The sequence below is a fragment of the Kitasatospora sp. NPDC092948 genome (assembly GCF_044754805.1).
Taxonomy (GTDB): Bacteria; Actinomycetota; Actinomycetes; order Streptomycetales; family Streptomycetaceae; genus Kitasatospora.
This window is the reverse complement of record NZ_JBIVPU010000014.1, coordinates 1-19,880: the sequence shown is the minus strand read 5'-3', so window position 1 is coordinate 19,880 and position 19,880 is coordinate 1. Positions and strand designations below refer to the sequence as shown.

Here is a 19,880-nt window from a genome sequence, read left to right as displayed (position 1 = left end):
CGTTCCCGGAGCATCTGGAGCACTTCGCGCATGAGCACCGACGCCCTGCCCTACCGGCTGGTCGCCACCGATCTCGACGGGACGCTGCTCACCAGCGCCGAGGACGTCTCCGCCCGCACCCGGGAGGCGTTGGCCGCCGTCACGGCGCTCGGGGCGCAGCATCTCATCGTCACCGGCCGCTCGGCGGGCTGGACCAGGCCGGTGCTGGACGAGATCGGCTACACCGGCATAGCGGTGTGCGGGCAGGGCGCCCAGGTCTACGACGCTGGCGCGCACAAGCTGCTCACCTCGGTCACCCTGGACCGGCAGCTGGCCGCGCTGGCGCTGGCCAAGATCGAGGCCGAGGTGGGGCCGCTGGCGGTCGCCGCCAGCCAGGACGGGCTGGACGGCGAAGTGGTCGCCGGGCCGGGCTACCGGCTGCGGATCGCCACCGGGCTGCCGGTCCGCGAGGTCGCCGCGGAGCAGTTGCTGGCCGCGCCGGTCAGCAAGCTGTACATCCAGCACCCCGAGCTGACGGACGATCAACTCGCGGACACCGCCCGCACGGTGGCCGGTCAGCTGGTCGGCGTGGTGATGGCCGGCGACGGCATCGTGGAGCTGCTGCCGCTGGGCCTGACCAAGGCCACCGGCCTGTCGCTGGCCGCGCGGCGGCTGGGCGTCACCGCGGCCGGAACCATCGCGTTCGGCGACATGCCCAACGACATACCGATGTTCCGGTGGGCCGCCCACGGGGTGGCGATGGGCAACGCGCACGAGCAGCTGCGGGCGGTGGCCGACGAGGTGACGGTCTCCAACGACGAGGACGGTGTCGCCGTGGTGCTGGACCGGGTGTTCGGCCTCGGCGGCTGATCCGCGCAGCAGAAGGCGAAGGACGGCGAAAGCGCCACCGGCCCGGGGCCGGTGGCGCTTTCGTGTGCGCGCTGCGGGTCGGTCAGCTGCCGTAGCTGACGTTGGAGCAGACGTCGTCGTCCGCCGAGCGGGCGGTGTTGGCGACGCTGGACGACACCGGGCCCGGGTCGGCGGCGCCGCCGCTGGTCGTGGTGCCCGCGCCGGCGCCCGCGGCGTAGTCCTTGCCGAGCACCAGCGCGATGCCCGCGGCGGAGCCGGCCTCGACGGTGGCACCGGGGAACAGCGCGGCGACCTTCTCGGCGTTGGCCTTCTGGCCGGCACCGTACTGGACCACGGTGGTGGCGTGGTTCTGATTGGTGGCGTTGCTGGTGCTGGTGACGGTGAAGCTGGCGCCCTTCAGCGTCGCCGCGGCCTTGGTGCCGAGGCCGGCCGTCATGGTGCCGTTGTAGACGCCGACCTTGATGCCGGCGCCGTTGGCCGCCGGGGCCGCCGGGGCGCTGGCGGACGGGGCCGGCTCGCTCGGCGCGGGGCTCTGCTCGCCGCCGCCGCTGGCGTCCTCGCCGTCGAGGGTGCGGTCGGCCTTGAGGGCGGCCCACAGCTGGTCGACCTGGGGGTGGTTGAGGCCGATCCGTTCCTTCTCGTAGTGCCAGGGAGTGGTGAGGAACTTGATGTCGTGCAGGTCGATGTCCTTGAGCGACATCCCGAGGTCGAGCAGCTTGTCGACGCCGGCCAGCTCGGGGTCGACGGTGAGCGACTTGGTGGCGGCGTCGGCCAGCGGGAGCAGGTTGGTGGGGCTCATGCCCTTGCTCTTGACCGTCTTGATCAGCGAGGCGAGGAACGCCTGCTGGCGCTGCATCCGGCCGACGTCGGAGTTGTCGCCGATGCCGTGCCGCAGTCGGACGTAGTCGAGGGCGGCCTGGCCCTGGACGGTCTGCACGCCCTTCGGATATATCTCCTTGCCCTTCTTGGGCAGGTTGGGGTTGAGGTCCTTCTCGTAGATCGCGTTGGGCAGGCAGACCTCGACGCCGCCGACCGCCTTGGTCATCGCGGCGAAGCCCTCGAAGTTGACCACCATGGTGTGGTCGACGCGCAGGCCGGTCAGCGCTTCGACGGTGTTCTGGGTGCAGGCCGGGTTGCCCTGCTCGCTGCCGCCGACCGAGAAGGCGCTGTTGAACATGACGTTGTTCTGCGGCTTGGTCCAGTTCTTGTTCGGCAGCATGCACTTGGGGATGTTGACCAGTGCGTCGCGGGGGAACGAGACGCCGACGGCGTGCTTGTGGTCGGCGTAGACGTGCAGCAGGATCGTGGTGTCGGAGCGGGCGCCGCCCTCGTCGCCGCCGCCGAGGTCCTTGTTGCTGCCGGACCGCGAGTCGGAGCCGATCAGCAGGATGTTCATCGGGCGGCGGCCCTGGGAGTCGGCCGCCGCTGCCTCCGGGCGGTCCTTGCTGATGCCCTCGCCGTCGAAGGCGGAGATGTTGGCGTTCAGTCGCCAGTAGAAGTAGCCGCCGGTGCCGACCACGGCGACGCTGGCGCCGACCAGCGACCAGATGATGATCTTCTTGGTGCGGCGGGGCTTGCGGCGTCCCTGCGCGGCCGCCCGGCGGGCCCCGGCCCGGCCACCGCCACCGCCCGTCGACTCGGTCTCGGGCTCGGCGGCGGGAGCGCCTCGGCGCCCGCCCCGCCCCTGTGCGCGGCGGGCCTCGGCCCGGCCGCCGGCCGCCGGTGCGTCGTCGTGGCTGCCGGCCCGCCGGTGCGGGACGCCGCGGGGCGGCGTGTCGTCGCGGTGGGGCGCGTCCTGCTGGTAGGCGTCACCCTGCGGCGGCTCGTTCTCCCACCAGCCGGCGCCCGCGTCGGACGCCCCCGCCCTCTGGCCTGCCATACAAACACCCTTCACCGGAGGCGGCCGCCGGGGCGCCTCAGCACACTCCGTCTGCTGGGCGGACGGATGAAGCCATGAGAGCGGAGCATATAAAGGGATCATTGCCGAGTCACGGCCCGGGGCACCGCTCCGAGCTCTCGAACGACGTGTGCGGACCGACGGTTCCCGTTCTCCCGTGTGAGACAGGCGACTTCGGCGTGCTCGCCGGTTCCGCACGGCCCCTTCCGCACAGTGACGAACCCCGGATCTTCCTTACGTTTCCGCACGCCAGGGCAGTTGTAGGATGACCGGACAAGAGGTTGTAGGATGACCGACATCGAACCGTGGACGTGAAGGGAGCCCGGCGTGGAGGCACTGCAGGCCGCCGGGCGGCGTTCGCTGGTGGACGAGGCGATCGAACAGCTGCGGGAGCAGCTGGCCGGCGGGGCGTGGCCGGTGGGGTCGCGGATCCCGACCGAGCACGAGCTCGCCGAGCGGCTGCGGGTGGGGCGCAACACCGTGCGGGAGGCGATCCGGGTGCTGGTGCACGCGGGGATGCTGGTCTCCCGGCAGGGCGAGGGGACGTTCGTCCGCTCGACCAGCGACCCGGCGTCGGTGCTGCGCGGGGTGCAGCGGTCGGGGGTGCGGGACGTGCTGGAGGTGCGTGCCGCGCTGGAGACCGAGGCGGCCCGGCTGGCCGCCGAGCGGCACACCCCGGACGACCTGGCCCGGATGCGGGCGGCGCTGGCCCGGGAGGCCGAAGTGATGGCCGCGCACCCGGAGCGGGCCGGCCGGGAGGCCACCGTCGAGCACGACCTGGAGTTCCACACGGCAGTGGTGGAGGCGGCGCACAATCCGGCGCTGGCCGAGGTGTACCGGTACTTCGGGGCCTCGGTGCGGGAGGCGATGCGCGCGGCGTTCGGCGACCACGAGATGCCCGAGGTGGCGATCGGCACCCACGCGGCGCTGGTGGACGCGATCGAGAGCGGTGACCCGGAGCGGGCCGAGGCGGCCTGTCGGGCCCTGCTGGCGGAGCCGACGGCGGCGGTGGAGCAGCTGCTCGCCGAGATCGCCGCGCGCAAGTAACGCCCCGTCGTCTGCCCGGTCCTCCTTCTTCGTTCACCCGCACAGAGAGTCAGCCCCGCCATGTCGGCCACCCGTACCGCGCAGCCCGTCCTCGATCCGAAGGTCGGTACTCGAACCGCCAAGTTCGCGCACCCCGCCCTGCTGTTGGCGGGAATCGTGCTGGTGGCGCTGAACATGCGGGCCTGCCTGGCGGCGGTCTCGCCGATGGTGGAGGAGATCCAGCACACCTTCGGCCTGTCCGCGGCGGCGAGCGGTCTGATCACCACGGTGCCGGTGCTGTTCCAGGGCGTGGGCGCGCCGCTGACGCCGCGGCTGACCCGCCGGTTCGGCACCGAGCGGGTGGTGCTGGGCGCGGTGCTGGCGCTGGGCGCGGGCGTGCTGCTGCGGGTGCTGCCCTCGGTGTGGACGCTGTACGCGGGCTGCGTGGTGATCGGCGTGGCGATCGCGGTGCTGAACGTGTCGATGCCGGGTCTGGTGAAGCGGGAGTTCCCGCACCGGGCGGCCATGATGACCGGCGTCTACTCGACCACCATGCTGGTCGGCGCGACCCTCGCCGCGGCGCTGTCGGTGCCGCTGGAGCAGGCCCTCGGCGGCGGCTGGCAGGCCTCGCTGGGCGCCTGGTCGGTGCTGGCGCTGGTGGCGGGGGTGGTCTGGCTGCCGCAGGTGCTGAAGGCCCGGCAGGAGCCGACCGTTCCGCTCCGGGTGGCCCCGGCGGCGGCGCCGCAGCGGCCCGCCGTCAGCCCGTGGAAGTCCCCGCTGGCGTGGCAGATCAGCGCGTTCATGGGCATCTCCTCGCTGCTCGTGTACACCCTCGTCGCGTGGATGCCGACCATCCTGCGCTCGCACGGGATGCCGCAGGGCGAGGCCAGCCTGGTGTTCGCGTTCAGCAACCTGGTGCAGGTGGTCGGCGCGTTCCTGGTGCCGCTGGCGGCGGGCCGGATGACCCGGCAGCGCGGGCTGGCGCTGGCGATGGCCGGGCTGAACGCGGCCGGCATCGCCTGGCTGCTGCTGGCCCCGGTGTCGGGCGCCTGGTTCTCGGCGACGGTGCTGGGCCTGGCGCAGGGCGGCTCGCTGGGTCTGGGCCTGGCGTTCATCGTGCTGCGCACCGACAGTGTGCTGGGTGCGGCGCGGCTCGGCGGGATGAGCCAGGCGGTGGGCTACCTGGTGGCGGCGGCCGGCCCGGTCGGCGGCGGCACGCTGAAGCAGCTGACCGGCAGCTGGGACGCGACGCTGATCGTGATGCTGGTGCTGGCCGCGGTGGCGGCGGTGGCCGGCTGGGGCGCGGGCCGCGACCGGACGGTCTGACGGGCGCGTCGTCCGGGAACGACGAACGGCGGGGACGGCACGCAGCCGTCCCCGCCGTTTCGCTCTCCGCCCCCGGGCCTACTCCTCGCCGTTGAGGGTGAGGCCGGCCAGCTTGACCGAGGCCAGTGCGGTGGCGCCGATGGCGACGACGATCAGCAGCCAGACCGCGGTGCCCAGTCCGACCGGGGCGGTGACGGTGCCGTCGGCGGCGACCGCCCGGGTCAGCGACAGGCCCCACTGCTGCACGGACAGGGTGCGGGCGCCCTCGACGTAGTTGCCGATCAGGCTCTCCCAGATCAGCGCGTAGGCGAGACCGGCGATCACCGCGTGCCGGGTGACCACGCCGAGCAGCAGGAACAGCGCGCTGTAGGCGGTGCCGGCGACCACGGTGCCGAGCGCGTAGCCGAGCGCCAGGTTGTCCGCGGTGCCGTAGAGGATCAGGCCGGCCACGTAGGTCGGCAGGGCGGCCAGCAGCCAGGTGGCGCCGATGGCGACGGCCAGTTTGGTGGTGACGATCTTCCAGCGCGGCAGCGGTTTGGCCAGCAGGTAGACGATCGAGCCGTCCTCGATCTCGGTGGCGATCACGCCGGTGCCGGCGATCAGGCCGGTGATCGGGACCAGGGTGCCCAGGGCGAGGTTGCCGAGGATGCTGTGCGCGAGTTCCAGCTTGTCGAGGGTGCTGTTGCGGGCGATCACCGAGATGACCAGCAGCAGGACCGGGACGGCCAGCAGGATCAGGATGCGCCGGCGGCCGAACAGGCCTCGCGCGGTGAGCCTGGCGACGGTGGTGTTCATCGGGGGCCCTTCAGGACGAGACCAGGTACGAGAAGACGCTTTCCAGCGACTCGTCGGCCGGGGAGACGGTGTACAGCCGGATGCCGGCCTCGCGGGCGACCTTGGGCAGCAGGGTGGTGAAGCCCTGGAAGTTGATCGCCTCGATGCGCAGCGCCTGTTCCTTCGCGTCGAGTTCGATGCCCGCCGTGGAGCCGTCCGCGATCAGCGCGGAGGCGAGCCGCCGGTCGTCGCTGGACCGCACCAGGTAGCGGTGCGGGCGGTCGGTCATCAGGCGGCGGATCTCGCGGAAGTCGCCGGAGGCCGCGTGCCGTCCGGCCACCACCACCTCGATGTGGCGGGCGAGTTGCTCGACCTCTTCGAGGATGTGCGAGGAGAACAGCACGGTGCGCCCGTCGGCGCCGAACCGGCGCAGCAGCTCCATGAGTTGGAGGCGCTGGCGGGGGTCCATGCCGTTGAACGGCTCGTCCAGCAGCAGCACCGCCGGGTCGTGGACCAGGGCGGAGGCCATCTTGACGCGCTGCTTCATGCCCTTGGAGTAGGTGCCGGTCTGCCGTTCCTGGGCGTACTCCATCTCGACCAGCGCGAGCGCCCGCTCGGCGGCCGCACCGGGGTCGGCGAGGCCGTGCAGTTCGGCGTTGGCGAGGACGAACTCCCAACCCGTCAGGTAGTCGTACATCGACTCCTTCTCGGGGACCAGGCCGATCTGCCGGTAGACCTGCTGGTTGCGCCAGATCGGGGCGCCGTCCAGGGTGACCGCGCCGGAGGAGGGGGCGAGGAAGCCGCTCATCATGTGGATGAGGGTGGACTTTCCGGCGCCGTTGGGGCCCAGGAGGCCGGTGATGCCCGGTCCGATGGTCATGGTGACGTCGTTGACGGCGACCACGTTGCCGAACCAGCGGGAGACCTTGTCGATGGTGATGACGGCCATGGCTGCCTCTCAGATGTTCCGGTAGCGGCGCAGCGTCAGCGCGTAGCTGCCGGCCGTGAGGAGGACGATCGCCGCGGCGAACACCAGCACGCCGGCGGTGCCGGGGGCGAGCAGCTTCCCGAAGTCGTCGCCGCCGAGGCCGAAGAGCTTGTTGACCAGTGCCTCGACGGTCTGGCCGGGCGAGAGCAGGTCGGCCCACTGCGAGGACTCCGTGGGGACGGGCTGGAAGCCGCCGGTCAGGCCGCGGACGATCTGCGAGAGCACGCTGGTGATCATCAGGGTGCCCATGATGGCGGCCACGCCGAAGCCGCGGCGCGGGGTGGCGGCGGCGATCAGCAGGCCGAGCGCGGAGATCACCAGCGCGAACAGGACGACGGTGACCAGGCCGTACAGCAGGTGGACCAGGTTGTCGCCGAACGGGAAGCTGTTGAGCAGCGCGCCGACGAACAGCACCAGCAGCGGCAGCGTCAGGAGGATCAGCAGCGCACTGAACATGGCGCCGAACTTGGCGACCACGTAGTCGGTCCGGCTGGCCGGCCGGGAGAAGTACAGCGGGACGACGTGGTGGCGCAGGTCGCGGGACATCAGCACGGGAGCCTGCGCGGCCAGGAAGATCTCCGCCAGCACCCCGAACTTCGACACGTACGCGGTGTAGTCCATCGGCATCTGCTTCAGGCCGGCGAAGGCCACGATGGCGATCATCGCCAGCGTCGGCGCGAGCAGGCTGCCGAGCAGCAGGAACGGCAGCACCTTGGACTTGCCGGAGCGGCCGAGGCCGAAGGCTCCGCGCAGGCTCTGCACGTACAGCGAGCGGGTGGCGTAGCGGCGGCCCAACCGGGGCCCGGTGTACGGGCGGTAGCCGATGTCGTGGATGACGCCGCTCTGGGTCTGGGCGGGGGTGGTCATGCCTGCTCGCCTCCTGCCGGCACGGCCTCGGCCTGCTCGTGGTGTGCGTCGTGCGGTTCGGCTGTCGCGGAGCCGGTGCTGAAGATCTCGGCGACCCGGTGGCGGCGCTGTTCCAGCCGGATCAGGCCGAGGCCGAGGTCGTCGACGGTGTCGCGGACGGTGTCGTAGGTCGCGTCGCCGGCGAGTTCCACCAGCAGGATGCGGCCGCCGTCGGGGCGCACCGCCAGCCCGGCGGCGGTCAGCCGCTCGCGCAGCACCGTCTCGGAGTCGAAGGCGCGGTCGGTGGGGTGGTCGGTGACCTCGACCGCGAGCAGCTGGGTGGCCTCGGTGAACGAGGCGGTGGAGGAGGACCGCAGCAGCTTGCCGCCGTCGATCACCACCAGGTGGTCGCAGGTGCGTTCCAGCTCGCCCAGCAGGTGGGTGGTGACCAGCACCGAGATGCCGAAGTCGGTGTGGACGCGGCGGATCAGCCCGAGCATCTCGTCCCGGCCGACCGGGTCGAGGCCGTTGGTCGGCTCGTCCAGCAGCACCAACTGCGGGTCGTGGACCAGGGCCTGAGCGAGCTTCACGCGTTGCTTCATGCCGGTCGAGTAGCCGCCCATCGGGCGGTAGCGCTCCTCGTACAGGCCGACGTGGCGCAGCGTGTCGGCGGTGCGCTCGCGGGCCGCGGCGGCGGGCAGGCCGGACATCCGGGCCATGTGCACCACGAACTCGGTGGCGGACACGTCCGGCGGCAGGCAGTCGTGTTCGGGCATGTAGCCGACCCGCTCGCGGATCTCCGCGCCCTGGGTGGCGATGTCCATGCCGAGCACCTGGCCGGTGCCTTCGGTGGCGGGGGACAGCCCGAGGAGGATCTTGATGAGGGTGGACTTGCCCGCGCCGTTCGCTCCGACCAGTCCGACCACGCCGGGCTGCACCTCCACGGTGAGCCGGTCGAGGGCGGTGACCCGGGGGAACCTCTTGGTGAGGCCGTCCGTCTTGATGACTGTGGACACGGTCATCAACGTAACGTCGGTCACGTCGGTGCGGAATGCGCTGAGAAGCTGACCTTCCGTCCGCCCATGGGATGACGCACCGGGCCCGCCCCCTAAGGGTTCCGGGGGCGGGCCCGGCCTCGCTGCGGCGTTGACGGCCTGTCATCCCGGCCGTCCGGCGGCCCGGTTCAGTCCAGCATCGCGCTCTGCAGCATCAGCATCTGGCGGAACGCCTGGTCCGGGACGCCGTTCGGGTTGGTCAGCTGGATCAGCCCGACCACGTCGCCGTACTGGATCCAGCCGACCCGGCCGGTGGGCACGTCGCCGGCCTTCGCGTCCGAGATCCGGGCGTTCACCTGGCCGCTGCGCACGGTGTACGCCTTGGCCGAGATGTCCACGCGGGTGGCCTCGATGTCCTTGGTCGCGGGCATCAGGTTGACGTTCGAGCAGAAGTGGCTCGCCTCGTCCTGCGAGCCGAACCGGATCAGCCGCAGTTCGGCGTGGGTCCCGTCCTTGGCGGTCCAGCTCTCGGCGGCCGCTCCCCGGCAGGCGTCGATGACCAGGTAGCGCGCGTACTTGTCGTCCTTGGCCAGCATCATGTCCTGGTCGCACGGGACCCAGCGGCCCACCACCGGCGGCAGGCTCGCCGTCGCGCTCGGGGACGCCGCCCCGGACGCGTCCGGGGACGCGCTCGCGCTCGCGGACGCACTCGGGCTCGCGCTCGGGGCGGCGGACGGACCGGTGCCGACGGCGCCCTTGGGCATCGGCAGCAGCAGCCCCCGCAGGTCCGCGGCGTGCGTCTTGATCTTGTAGTCCGACGGGGCCGAGGCACCCGCCGGCAGCGGCGGAAGCGTCAACTCGGGGAATGCGTACCGGCCGTCGTTCGGCGTGGCCAGGCCGGGCACGTCGGTGCGGTCCGGCAGGGTCACCGCGACAGCGGTGGCCGAGCCGAGCAGCAGCGTCACCATGACGGCCGTGCCGATCTGCCAGAACCGCTTGTGGTCGCGCTTGCGCTCCTCGACCGACGCGGCGTCGTCGGCCTCGCCGGGGACGGACCACGGGTCGGCCGACGGGTCGCCCGGCGCGGCGTCGCCCGCCGATGCGCCGGGGGCGGCCCAAGGGTCGGCCGACCCGGCGGGCGCGGCGGATCCGGTGGGCTCGTCCGGCCCGTTCGGGGTGATGTCGGTGCTCATGCGGTGGCTCCCGGGGTGGCCAGTCGTTCGAGTTGCTGACGGAACAGGTCGACGACCGTGCCCTGGTCTAGCGGCGCGACCTCGGCGACCTCCATCTGCACCAGCAGGTCGCCCACGCCGGCGTAGCACTGGAAGTAGTCGAGCTGGTCGCCGGCCTTCAGCGTCGGCAGCGCGCAGTGCGCCTCCGGATGCCCGGGGACACCCGGACCCAGCCGGTACAGCTCGTTGTCGGTGTACCACTTGCCGTACGAGTTGTTCTCCGCGGCCACGGCCTGCTGGTTGAACTGGCTCAGCACCAGCGTCACCATGCTGCGGTTGTCCGAGGCGACCAGGCTGCGCGCGCCGATCGCCTGGAGGTGCAGCGAGGACAGCACGCCCTCGGCGTCCTTGCGGTACTTCTCCGGGATGTCGGCGACGATCTCCTGGAGCGCCGTGGCCAGGTCCTCGTCGCGGATCTCGTTGTCGTTGCCGATCGACTTGTAGTCCGGGCCCAGCCGCCACCCGGACGGCACCGGCAGCAGCAGGTCGCGCATGCTGCCGAAGTGGTTGCCGTTGGACTTCGCGCCCCACGGCTCGCTCGCGCTCGCCGAGGGGGCGGGCACCGCGGCCACGGGCGCCGGGGAGTCCTTGTAGTGGACCTTGATGATCACCTCGCCGATGCCGACACCGACCAGCGCCGCCGCGACGACCGCGGCGACGGCCTTCTGCACGGTGCGGCGCGGCTTCGCGGCCGGGGCGGACGGCGCGTCGGCAAACGGCGCGGCGAAGACCGGCGCGGCATCGTGGACGGCGGCCGGTGCGGCGAACTCCGGTGCGGCTGCGGCCGGTTCGACGGTCGTGGCGTCGGCGGCCCGGGCGTCGGCGGGCGGCTGCGCGGGGGCGGCCGGCTCGGGGGATTCGATGTCGGTCACGCGAGACGCTCCCACTGTCGCTTGGCGATGTCCTCCAACTGGGCCCGGTCCACCGGGTTCTTGGACTGGACGGAGACGGACATCAGCACGGTGCCCTTGCGGGCCAGGGCCTCGCCCCAGTAGTACTGCTCGGTCGAGCGGGCGTACGTCGTGGGCTCCTTGGAGATCAGAACCAGGCTGTCGTCGTTGCCCGGGATCTTCGACGTCTCCTTCCCGGACGAGTACGGGCTCATGGCGAGGATGGTCTGGTCCGCGGACTCCGACGTGAACTGGTGCAGGTTCACCCAGTACTGGGTGTTGTCGTCGGCGTACCAGGCGACCACCGCCTGCCGACGGAAGCCCGAACGCAGCAGGTCGCCGAACGCCTGGGCGCTGTCGCCGTAGGTCTCCGCCTGGTCCGCGACCGACATCCAGCCGTCGCCCTCCCCTTCGAGCATTTCCTTGGCGCCGTCCGGACGCTTGATCAGCAGATCGCGCAGGTCGCCGTCGATGTTCAGCGGCTGCGGACCGGCCGCGGCCAGCGCCTTGGCGTCGATCCGCTCGGCCGAGTAGCTGAGCTTCGGCGCGACGAGCTCGGGCAGCGGCGTCGCCGGACGGGCGGCCTGGATGCCGTAGCCGACGACCGCACCGATCACCGGGCCGGCCAGCACGGCGATCAGGAACATCGCGCCCACCCCCAGCTTCCGCTTCGGGCGCGCGGGTTCCTCGCCGGCCGCGAGCGTCTCGATCCGAATGAAGCCCTCGACGTCCGACGCCTCGGCGACCAGCCCGGCCGGCCCGTCCGGCTCGGTCGGCTCGGTCGGCTCGGTAGCCGGGATGTCTGACGGGGCGTCAGCGACATCGGCCGCCCCGCCCGTCGAGGGGGCCTCGGTGACTGCGGGGGGCCCGGCCGGTGCGGGCGGGACGGCCGCCGGGGGTTCGGACGGCACGGCGGGGGCCGCCCCGGGCTCCGCGGCGCCCGTGGACTCGGTGCTCAACTGGTGCTCCTGGGAGAAGAGTTCGGGACGGACGTCAGCCGTTGGTGAGGCGGTCGCGCTCGCGCTTCATGGCGTCGAAAAGCAGCGCCTTGTCGGGGTCGCCCTGGACCTCGACGGTGATCTCGTAGACCACGTCGCCGACCACGCCGATACCGATCAGCGCACCGGTGTACGCCTGCTGCTTGGGCTTGAAGATGTAGCCCTTGGCGTTGGCCACCCCGTCGATGTCGAAGGAGTTGTCGCCGTAGCCCGAGTGGTCGGCGAAGCCCTGTGCGCGGTCGGTGCGGCCGAAGCGCTTGAGTTCCGAGCGCACCTCGGTCTTGCCGTCCCGGAGTCGGTAGGTGCGGCCGGCGGCGTCCTTGAAGCCCCAGGAGTCCAGCACCTCCTTGATGTCGACGCTGTCGCTGTACTGCGCCTGGAGGTCGTCCGTGCTCATCATCGCGCCGTCCGGCGAGCCGTACGGGTCGGCGTCGTCCGGCACCGGCAGCAGGAAGTAGCGCAGGTCGCCGCTGTGCTTGCCGCCGGAGACGCTGCCCTGCAGCGTGCTGACCGGGCGCGGCGCCGCGATCGGCGACGGGGTCGAGGTCGGGGTGGGCGTGGCCGACGGGCTGGGCGAGGCGCTCGTACTGGCCGAAGCGCCGGCAGTGGGCGCCGGGGCGGCGGCCACCCGCTTGGACTGGTCGGGCTTGCCGACCGCGACGGTGACGGCCGCGCTGGTCGCGGTCACCGCGAGCAGCGCGGCCACCGACAGCGCCACGCCGGCCGCCCGGGGCAGCCCGCGGCCGGCGGCCGGCTTCTCGACCGCAGGCTGCGAGGCGTCTTCCTGCTCGGACCCGGCCGGGGCCGGCTGCTCGACGGCGGCCTGCCCGGCACCGGCCGGAGCCGGGGCCGGGGCGGACGGAGCGGGTTCGGTGACCGCCGACTGGTCGGCGGGCTCGGCGGCCGGCTCCTGACCAGGGGTCGGTTCGGAAACGGACAAGGGTCTCCCCCCAAAGTGCGCATGGACGACCGCACGACCCGGCTGGAGCCGTCCCCCCGGTCGGCTCGAACTCCGGTGTCTCCGTGCGGTGCACGAATTATGAAAGACCTGTGCAGTCGTCAACAACACGATTGGGAGGTCGATTCACGGCAATTCCTGGCCAATCGGACGTGCCGTGATCGAACCGCAACCCCGCCCGGATCAGCTCGCGCCCGAGCCATCCTTCGTGGGCGGAGCAGGCGGCCCCGAAGGGGCGTCGGCGGGCGGAGCGGGCGGGGCCGCCGGAGCGGGCGGGGCGGGGTGCCCGGGGTACGCGGGCGGCGCCGCCGGAGCGGGCGGAGCAGGGTGCCCGGGGTACGCGGGCGGGGCCGCCGGGTCGCTCAGCCGGATGCCGGCGGCCTCGGCCAGGGCGACGTCGAGGCGCTCGTTGCGGATCCGGCGGTCGATGTAGTTCACGCCGTTGGCGAGCGGCGAGAGCGGCGCCGTCACCAGGACGAGCAGCATCCCGAACAGCGCGCCGGCCAGCACCAGGGTGGTGATGGCACCGGCGCCGGGCACCCCGGCCGACAGCTGCGTGTCGGTGTCGTCGAGCACCACGGTCGGCATCATGCCCATACAGATCATCCAGAACGGAATGATCAGGATGTTCGCCGCGAACCGGCCGACCAGCGCCACCACGACGCTCAGCAGCGCGCTGCGCCACCAGTTGCCCTCGTTGAGCCGCCAGGCCCGACGGATCGCCGCGACCGGCGCGGTCTCCTCCAGCATCAGCACCGGCACCTGGAGCGACAGCCGGACGGTGACGAACAGGACGGCGACCCCGACGGTCGGGAGCAGGATGAACAGGAACGGCAGCGGCGCCACGCTGTCGGACTGCACCGCGAGGACGATCGGAACGCCCAGCGCCAGCACGTACGCCAGGCCCCCCGTCAGGGTCACCATGCCCTCGGACAGCAGGACCGGCCACAGCCGGGGCCGGGTCTCCTTCCACGCCTGACCGACCGTCATCGGGCGCCCGAGGGTCGCCGCCCGCAGCACCACGGCGGACAGCGGGCCGGCGACCACGTACACGGCGAGCACCACCAGTCCGAACACCAGGCCCATCAGCAGGATCGGGCTCAGCAGATCCCACACCTGCTGACCGGTGGCCGGGTCGCCGTCGTCCGGCAGACGGGACATCGCGTCATACAGGTTGCCCGTGCAGAGCAGCGTCACCAGCACCACCGGCACCGCGCCGATGCCCGCCACCGCGAGCAGCGGCAGGTAGAGCGCCTTGGGGTAGCGGCGGATGGTGTCGAACACGGCGCCGAACATCTCGCCGAACGCCAGCGGGCGCAGCGGGACGACGCCCGGCTTCGGGGCGACCGGCGCGGCCCCCCAGGGGCTGTGCCCCCACCCGCCGCCGGGAGCGCCCTGCCCGGGCTGCGCGTACCCCGGCCAGTAGCCCTGGCCCGGGGTCTGTCCGTACCCCCACTGCCCGCCGGGCTGCTGCCCGGGGCCGCCGTTCTCCCCGCTCATCCGTACCCCCTCCAGAGGCTCTCGCCCCGGCGCGCGCCGGGTTGCGACGAGCCTAGGACTCCCGGTCGCCCCCGCCTGCGGCGGCCCCTGACCTGCCTCGCCGCCAAATCCGACGCGTCGTCAGTTCAGCTGTCGCAGGCCCTCGGTGGCGATCCGTTCGAAGACGTCGAGGTCGTTCGCGAAGATCGAGTCCGGCACCGGCCAGTGCACCACCAGTTCGGTGATACCCAGTTCCCGGTACGTTCCCGCCCAGTCGACGAACGCGTCCACGGACTGCAACGGCCGCTCGGCGGTCGAGCCCTGCAACAGCACCTTCTCCAACTCCCCGACGTCCCGGCCCTGTTGCTCGCAGGCCGCGGTCAGCTTCGCGAGCTGCCGGGCAATCACCGCGGGCGCCTGCGCCACCGGCACCTCGGCGGGCCCCTTCGGGTCGCCGTACGTCACCCAGCCCTGCCCGTACTCCGCCGCCAGGCGCAGTCCGCGCGGCCCGGTCGCCGCGACGTAGAACGGCACCCGGGGCGTCTGCACGCAGCCGGGGATGTTCCGCGCCTCCACCGCCGAGTAGTGCGCGCCGTCCCGCGTGGTGGTGTCCTCCCGCAGCAACTCGTCGAGCAGCGGCAGGAATTCACCGAACCGGTCGGCCCGCTCCTTCGGCGACCAGGCCTGCTGCCCGAGCGCCGTCGCGTCGAAGCCCGTCCCGCCGGCCCCGATGCCGACCGTCACCCGGCCGCCCGACACGTCGTCCAGCGTGATCAGTTCCTTCGCCAGCGTCACCGGGTGCCGGAAGTTCGGCGACGTCACCAGCGTCCCGAGCCGGATCCGCTCGGTCGCACAGGCCGCCGCCGTCAGCGTCGGCACCGCGCCGAACCAGGGCTCCTCCCGGAAGCTCCGCCAGCTCAGGTGGTCGTACGTGTAGGCCGCGTGGAACCCGAGGTCCTCGGCCCGCTGCCACACCTTCTGTCCCTCGCTCCACCGGTGGATGGGGAGGATCACCGTGCTCAGTCGCATACTGCCGACCCTACGTCGCGGGGCGGGCCGCATCCCTTTCTCGGTCAACGGAAGGTGACGTGGACGCCGGTTCTCCGCAGGACGGACAGGACGTATCCGAGTTCGTCCCGGTCGATGCTCTGTTCGGAGTCGCGGAAGTTCCGCCAGATCAGCCTGAGCGGGGGCTGGTCCGGCATCCGGTTGGTGAGGCAGTCCTCGAGGGCGCTGGGATTGGATCCGAAGTAGCCCCCCGGCCCGTTCACGGCCTCTCCGAGGGCGCAGTAGAAACCGGCGATGTTGACCATCTCGGCGCCGTCGACGACGGGCTCCGGTTCGTCGCCGTACCTGATGGCCTGGTGTCCGGAGGCGAACCACGCATGCTGGACCACGTGCAGCCAGCTGTCGTACTCGTCGGGCGGACAGGTCCGCCACTCGCCCCGTTCGATGGGTTCGCCGGAGGCCCAGCGGGGCCAGATCCGACGCGCCCCGGGGTACGGAAGGGTGTGGCCGAAGAACGAGACCCGCACATCCGTGGACCCGGCGACGGTCTCACTGGGCCGGGCGAGCTCCAGCGCGGCCCTGCCGATGTAGTAGTACGCCAGTGGCTTGCCCGAGGCGTCGACCACCCGCAGTTCCACGTCCTCGATCTGTCGCGGCCGGGTGTCCGACGGGACGGCAGTCCCGATGAACGTCACAGACTCGGGTTCCGCCGACGGCTCGGCGACGAAGAAGCCGTCGAGGTCCTGGGAGGAGAGGACCTCACGGTCCAGCTCGTCCTCGACCAGCCGGTAGAGCGGGGACGCGGGCGAGTCGGCAGCCACCTCGGTGTCCTTCCTCCTGTGCCAAGCCGGGCATCCGTGCGGGTGCGGGTGCGGGTGCGGGTGCGGGTGCGGGTGCGGGTGCGGGTGCGGGTGCGGGTGCGGGTGCGGGTGCGGGTGCGGGCAACACTAGCTCCACCCGGCGTCGGGGAAGTGCGGGGCGGAGAAGGGATGGATGGTGGTGTAGTGGTCCGTGGTCCACCCCATGACCTTTCGGCCGTCGGGGAGCGTCTTCTCCAGGATCCGCCAGGTGTCGCCGTCCTTCTGGCCGGGCACTCGCCACTCCTTGGACCCGGCCCAGAACTTCTCGTGGGGCTTGTTTCCCCCGAAGATCTTCTGGTTGTTCGTCCCCGGGTGGTTCTGCGGTACACCCCGGCCGGCCCGGATCTGCTCGTACGCGTGGACGTGGGATTTCGGAAGTCCCTGGGGCCACGGGTCCGACAGGCGGCCGGGGCCCGTGGGCTTCGGCTTCTTCTTGGGGTGCGGGGACAGGCCGAGCGGGTCCGCCCAGGTGTGCGGGTTGTGGACGTAGGCCTCGGGATTGGGGGCGGGCGAGAGGCCGAGCGGGTCGGGGCTGGTGTAGCGGGCGGTCTCGGGGTCGTAGTAGCGGTTGAGGTTGTAGTGGAGGCGGGTCTCGGGGTCGAAGTACTGGCCGGGGAAGCGCAGCGGGGTGTAGGTGGTGCTGTCGCTGGGCCAGGTGGTGTTGCCCCAGAGGCTGGGGGCGGTGTGCCAGGCGATGGCGTCGGTGGCGGTGTCGATCAGCTCCGTCGGAGCACCCACGAGGTCGGTGACGATGGCGAAGAACCGCCGGTTGACCTGGTTCCGGTCGGTGATGGTCTCGCTCTGGGTGAGCGGCTGGAGGCCCTGATGGTCCCAGCTGAGGGTGTGGGGGCCCGGCAGGTAGTCGGCGTGGGTGGTCTGTTCCGCGAGCGTGTCGCCGTCCCAGGTGAACTCGGTGCGCTCCTCGACGGTGACTCCGTCCGTCGCGAGACGGTGCTTGGCGAAGCGACGCCCGAAGGGGTCGTAGAGGTAGTGCCACCGGGTGCCGTCGGGGGTCGTGACGGCGGTGAGCCGGTCCTCGGCGTCCCAGGTGTAGTGCCAGGTGTCGGGTTTCCTGGAGAGCCGGGTGACCTGGCGCAGGGTGGTCCGGCCGGCGGCGTCGTACTCGTAGCGGACGCGCCCGGCGGTGGTGATCGCGCCGCCGGAGAAGGTACGGGTGCCGACCGCGGCCCTGGCGCCACCGGTGGCCGGCCAGTCGGCGGCGGCCAGGTTGCCGGCCGGATCGTAGGCGTAGCTCTCCGACCAGGTGGCGGCCTGGACAGCGGTGACCCGTCCAACCGCGTCGAGCTCGAAGGCGCGGTGTCCGGTCAGCAGGTCGTCGACGCCGACGAGGCTGCCGTCCGTGCGGTAGGAGTACGCGCGGCGCTGAAGTACCTGCTGCCGACCCGGCCTTGCGGTCCGGAGGGTCTGTTCGACCAGACGGTGCGAGGCGTCCCACGAGTTGGCCAGGGCGAGCTGGTCTCCGAACGTCCGCAGACGTTCACGTCCTGCCTGGTCGTAGCTGAAGTGCAGGCTCCCGCCGGTGGTGGTCAGGGCCGCAGGGCGTCCGGCTTGGTCGTAGCTCCACGTGGAGGTGTGACCCGTCGGCGTGGTGCGAGTGGTGCGGCGGCCCAGGAGGTCGTGTCGACAGCTGACGGTGCGGCCGTTGACGCTCTCGCTCAGCAGGTTCCCCCGGTCGTCGAAGGTCCTGACCACGTCGGCATCCTCGTTGGACGCCCGGACCAGGTGACCGGCGGTGTCGTAGTCGTAGGTGGTCACTCGTCCGGCAGCGTCCTTCGTCACCGGCCGGCCGAGAGCATCGTGCACGTAGCGGGTGACCTCGCCCAGGGGGTTGGTCATCGACGTGATCTGCCCGGTGGCATCAAGCTCGTACTGGAGCCTGCGTCCGTGGAAGTCGCTCTCCCCGACGAGGCGTCCGGCAGCGTCGTGGGTGTACGTCCACTCCTGGCCGAGTTCGTTGGTGACGCCCACCAGCTGCATGTTGGCGTCGTGGGTGAAGGTGATGCGGGAGCCGTCGGGGGCGGTGCGGGCGGAAAGGGTCTCGAAGTGGGTGTACTCGCACGTGCTGGTGTTCCCGACCGCGTCGGTGTGCGTCAGCAGGTTCTCCTCACCGTCGTACGTCCACGACTCGGTTCCCGCGCCCGGGGCGGTACGGGTGGCGAGGAGGCCCTCGACCGTCCAGGTCAGCCTGGTCACCGCGCCGAGAGGGTCGGTGACGGCCACGATGCGGCCGAAGGCGTCGTGCTGGTAGGACGTGCTCACGCCGGTCGCGTCGGAGATCTCGGTCGGGAGGCCGGCCGGGTTGCAGCGCACCGACGCGGTGTTACCGAGCGCGTCCGTCGCCGAGGTGGAGTGGCCGAGTTCGTCGTAGCTGTAGCGGGTGACGGCGCCGAGGGGATCTGTGACGGAGCGGCAGAGGCCGACCTCGTCGTAGGTGTAGCGCCAGGTGGCGCCGCCGGGTTCGGTGATGCGGGTGGGGAGGCTGAGGCCGTCGAGGTACTCGGCGGTTCCTTGCCGGCCGTCGGGACGGACCAGGGCGATCAGGTCGCCGGCGCCGTCGTACGCGTAGCGGGTGGTGCGGCCGAGGGGGTCGGTCTCGGCGAGGAGGCGGTCGTAGTCGTCGCGTTCGTAGTGGGTGGTGTGGCCGAGGGGGTCGGTGACGGCGGTGACCTGGGCGTGGTCGTTGATCAGGTAGCTGGTGGTGTGGCCGAGGGCGTTGGTCTCGGTGTGGGTCTTGAGGCCGGTGGTCGGGTCGGGGTCGCCGTAGGTGAAGGTGAAGCGCAGGGCGCCGGTGGTGCCGCCTTCGTCGACCACGCGGTCGTGGGCGTCGTAGGTGTAGCGGTACTGGGAGTCGTTGCGGTCGGTCCAGGAGGTGAGGCGGCCGGCGGCGTCGTTGGTGAACCGCATCGGCTTGCCGCTGGAGTTGTAGACGGCGGTGAGGTGGCCGTCGGTGTAGCCGTAGCGGGTCAGGAGGGCGTCGCCGCCGGTGTCGGTGGCGCCCGCCAGGCGCAGGGCGGTGATGCGGTCGTTGTCGACGGTGACGAGGAGTCGGTAGCCGGCGGAGTGGGTGATCGAGAGGGGGATGCCGTCCTCGTCGTAGGCGAGGGTGTAGTGGCGGCCGTGGCGGTCGCGGACCTCGGTGAGCAGGGCCTCGTCGCCGTCGGGGGTGGGGGTGAAGGTGCGCACCAGGCCGGTGGCGGGGTCGGTGACGGTGAACTTGCCGTCGATCAGGTCGAGTTCGTGGCGTGAGCCGGCGGAGGCGTGGACCGGGTCGCCGGGTTCGGGGTGGGGGTAGGCCTGGGTGATGCGGTCGGCGCGAATGTGGACGACGCCCTGTTCGTCGATCTCCAGGCGTTCGTCGAAGGTGCAGATCCACTTCGGGCCCATCCAACGGCCCGTCAGCAGGCCCGACTCGAAGCTGCGGGTGAAGTCCAGTGGGAGGGAGCCGGGCAGGGAGGCGTCGGTCTGGTCGATGAACATCCGCCCCGTGGCGATGTCGACCGGCTCGCCCGGGCAGGTGCGGGAGCCGTGGTCGCGGCCCTCGGTCCGGGGGCTCTTCACCTGGTCGCGGCCCCGGCCCTTCGGATGCGAGCCGCCGCCCTTTCCCCGCCCTCCACCGCCCGAACGCGGATGATGGAGACCGCCCTTGCCGTCGCCCTTGAAGATCTTCTCCAGGTCCTTGGCGTGCTTGGCCTCGATCTCCCGGGTGTTCCTGGCGACCTTCTTCAGGTTGTCG

Annotated in this window: 16 protein-coding genes; 3 read left to right on the top strand and 13 right to left on the bottom strand. The window is 71.9% G+C overall.

The genetic code is table 11. From position 1 onward, the window contains the following. The first annotated feature begins 30 nt into the window (after positions 1–30). Positions 31–849 (top strand): HAD family hydrolase, encoded by an 819-nt coding sequence (locus ACIQF6_RS29915; protein WP_400900531.1) that lies wholly within the window; start codon positions 31–33, stop codon positions 847–849. Between the two features lie 82 nt (positions 850–931). Here ACIQF6_RS29915 and ACIQF6_RS29910 read toward each other — a convergent pair whose 3' ends face one another. Then, positions 932–2,728, bottom strand: a complete 1,797-nt coding sequence (locus tag ACIQF6_RS29910) for an LCP family protein (protein WP_400900529.1) — start codon at positions 2,726–2,728, stop codon at positions 932–934. 345 nt (positions 2,729–3,073) lie between these two features. Between ACIQF6_RS29910 and ACIQF6_RS29905 the strand changes: the two genes are divergently transcribed. Together ACIQF6_RS29905 and ACIQF6_RS29900 are read left to right on the top strand one after the other, a co-directional pair. Next, complete coding sequence (locus ACIQF6_RS29905; protein WP_400900527.1) at positions 3,074–3,793, top strand: FadR/GntR family transcriptional regulator; 720 nt, start codon at positions 3,074–3,076, stop codon at positions 3,791–3,793. Positions 3,794–3,853: 60 nt separating this feature from the next. Next, a complete protein-coding gene (locus ACIQF6_RS29900; RefSeq protein WP_400900525.1) occupies positions 3,854–5,098 on the top strand; it encodes a CynX/NimT family MFS transporter in 1,245 nt (414 codons plus the stop codon). 78 nt (positions 5,099–5,176) lie between these two features. Here the strand turns inward: ACIQF6_RS29900 and ACIQF6_RS29895 are convergent, their stop codons facing one another. The 12 genes from ACIQF6_RS29895 to ACIQF6_RS29840 form a co-directional block, all read right to left on the bottom strand. Then, positions 5,177–5,893 (bottom strand): ABC transporter permease, encoded by a 717-nt coding sequence (locus ACIQF6_RS29895; RefSeq protein ID WP_400900523.1) that lies wholly within the window; start codon positions 5,891–5,893, stop codon positions 5,177–5,179. A 10-nt stretch (positions 5,894–5,903) separates the two neighbouring features. After that, positions 5,904–6,821 (bottom strand): ABC transporter ATP-binding protein, encoded by a 918-nt coding sequence (locus ACIQF6_RS29890; protein ID WP_400900521.1) that lies wholly within the window; start codon positions 6,819–6,821, stop codon positions 5,904–5,906. Positions 6,822–6,830: 9 nt separating this feature from the next. Then, on the bottom strand, positions 6,831–7,727 hold the full coding sequence (locus ACIQF6_RS29885; protein WP_400900519.1) for an ABC transporter permease: 897 nt from the start codon (positions 7,725–7,727) through the stop codon (positions 6,831–6,833). Next, a complete protein-coding gene (locus ACIQF6_RS29880) occupies positions 7,724–8,728 on the bottom strand; it encodes an ABC transporter ATP-binding protein (RefSeq protein WP_400900517.1) in 1,005 nt (334 codons plus the stop codon). Before ACIQF6_RS29880 ends, ACIQF6_RS29885 begins: the two co-directional genes overlap by 4 nt. A 161-nt stretch (positions 8,729–8,889) precedes the next feature. Continuing rightward, a complete protein-coding gene (locus tag ACIQF6_RS29875) occupies positions 8,890–9,894 on the bottom strand; it encodes a hypothetical protein (RefSeq protein WP_400900515.1) in 1,005 nt (334 codons plus the stop codon). Next, entirely contained in the window at positions 9,891–10,805 is a 915-nt protein-coding gene (locus tag ACIQF6_RS29870) for a hypothetical protein (protein WP_400900513.1), read from the bottom strand. Before ACIQF6_RS29870 ends, ACIQF6_RS29875 begins: the two co-directional genes overlap by 4 nt. After that, positions 10,802–11,782 carry a hypothetical protein gene (locus tag ACIQF6_RS29865; protein WP_400900511.1) on the bottom strand — a complete coding sequence of 327 codons (981 nt, stop codon included), beginning with the start codon at positions 11,780–11,782 and terminating at the stop codon, positions 10,802–10,804. Before ACIQF6_RS29865 ends, ACIQF6_RS29870 begins: the two co-directional genes overlap by 4 nt. Positions 11,783–11,816: 34 nt before the next feature. After that, positions 11,817–12,761, bottom strand: coding sequence for a hypothetical protein (locus ACIQF6_RS29860; protein ID WP_400900509.1), 945 nt, complete (start codon positions 12,759–12,761; stop codon positions 11,817–11,819). 201 nt (positions 12,762–12,962) lie between these two features. Continuing rightward, a complete protein-coding gene (locus ACIQF6_RS29855; RefSeq protein WP_400900507.1) occupies positions 12,963–14,279 on the bottom strand; it encodes a hypothetical protein in 1,317 nt (438 codons plus the stop codon). A gap of 120 nt (positions 14,280–14,399) precedes the next feature. After that, positions 14,400–15,287: an LLM class flavin-dependent oxidoreductase gene (locus tag ACIQF6_RS29850; RefSeq protein WP_400900505.1), complete on the bottom strand. Its 888-nt coding sequence runs from the start codon at positions 15,285–15,287 to the stop codon at positions 14,400–14,402. Between the two features lie 44 nt (positions 15,288–15,331). Continuing rightward, positions 15,332–16,087, bottom strand: a complete 756-nt coding sequence (locus ACIQF6_RS29845) for a barstar family protein (RefSeq protein WP_400900503.1) — start codon at positions 16,085–16,087, stop codon at positions 15,332–15,334. 126 nt (positions 16,088–16,213) lie between these two features. Further along, positions 16,214–19,880, bottom strand: a 3,667-nt coding sequence (locus ACIQF6_RS29840) for an RHS repeat-associated core domain-containing protein (protein ID WP_400900501.1), incomplete at its 5' end; no start/stop codon positions are given.

Bases quoted from the DNA above. Each gene is read 5' to 3' on its own strand.
- ACIQF6_RS29915 (WP_400900531.1), top strand. From the start codon at position 31: ATGAGCACCGACGCCCTGCCCTACCGGCTGGTCGCCACCGATCTCGAC.
- ACIQF6_RS29910 (WP_400900529.1), bottom strand. From the start codon at position 2,728: ATGGCAGGCCAGAGGGCGGGGGCGTCCGACGCGGGCGCCGGCTGGTGG.
- ACIQF6_RS29900 (WP_400900525.1), top strand. From the start codon at position 3,854: ATGTCGGCCACCCGTACCGCGCAGCCCGTCCTCGATCCGAAGGTCGGT.
- ACIQF6_RS29895 (WP_400900523.1), bottom strand. From the start codon at position 5,893: ATGAACACCACCGTCGCCAGGCTCACCGCGCGAGGCCTGTTCGGCCGC.
- ACIQF6_RS29890 (WP_400900521.1), bottom strand. From the start codon at position 6,821: ATGGCCGTCATCACCATCGACAAGGTCTCCCGCTGGTTCGGCAACGTG.
- ACIQF6_RS29885 (WP_400900519.1), bottom strand. From the start codon at position 7,727: ATGACCACCCCCGCCCAGACCCAGAGCGGCGTCATCCACGACATCGGC.
- ACIQF6_RS29880 (WP_400900517.1), bottom strand. From the start codon at position 8,728: ATGACCGTGTCCACAGTCATCAAGACGGACGGCCTCACCAAGAGGTTC.
- ACIQF6_RS29875 (WP_400900515.1), bottom strand. From the start codon at position 9,894: ATGAGCACCGACATCACCCCGAACGGGCCGGACGAGCCCACCGGATCC.
- ACIQF6_RS29855 (WP_400900507.1), bottom strand. From the start codon at position 14,279: ATGAGCGGGGAGAACGGCGGCCCCGGGCAGCAGCCCGGCGGGCAGTGG.
- ACIQF6_RS29850 (WP_400900505.1), bottom strand. From the start codon at position 15,287: ATGCGACTGAGCACGGTGATCCTCCCCATCCACCGGTGGAGCGAGGGA.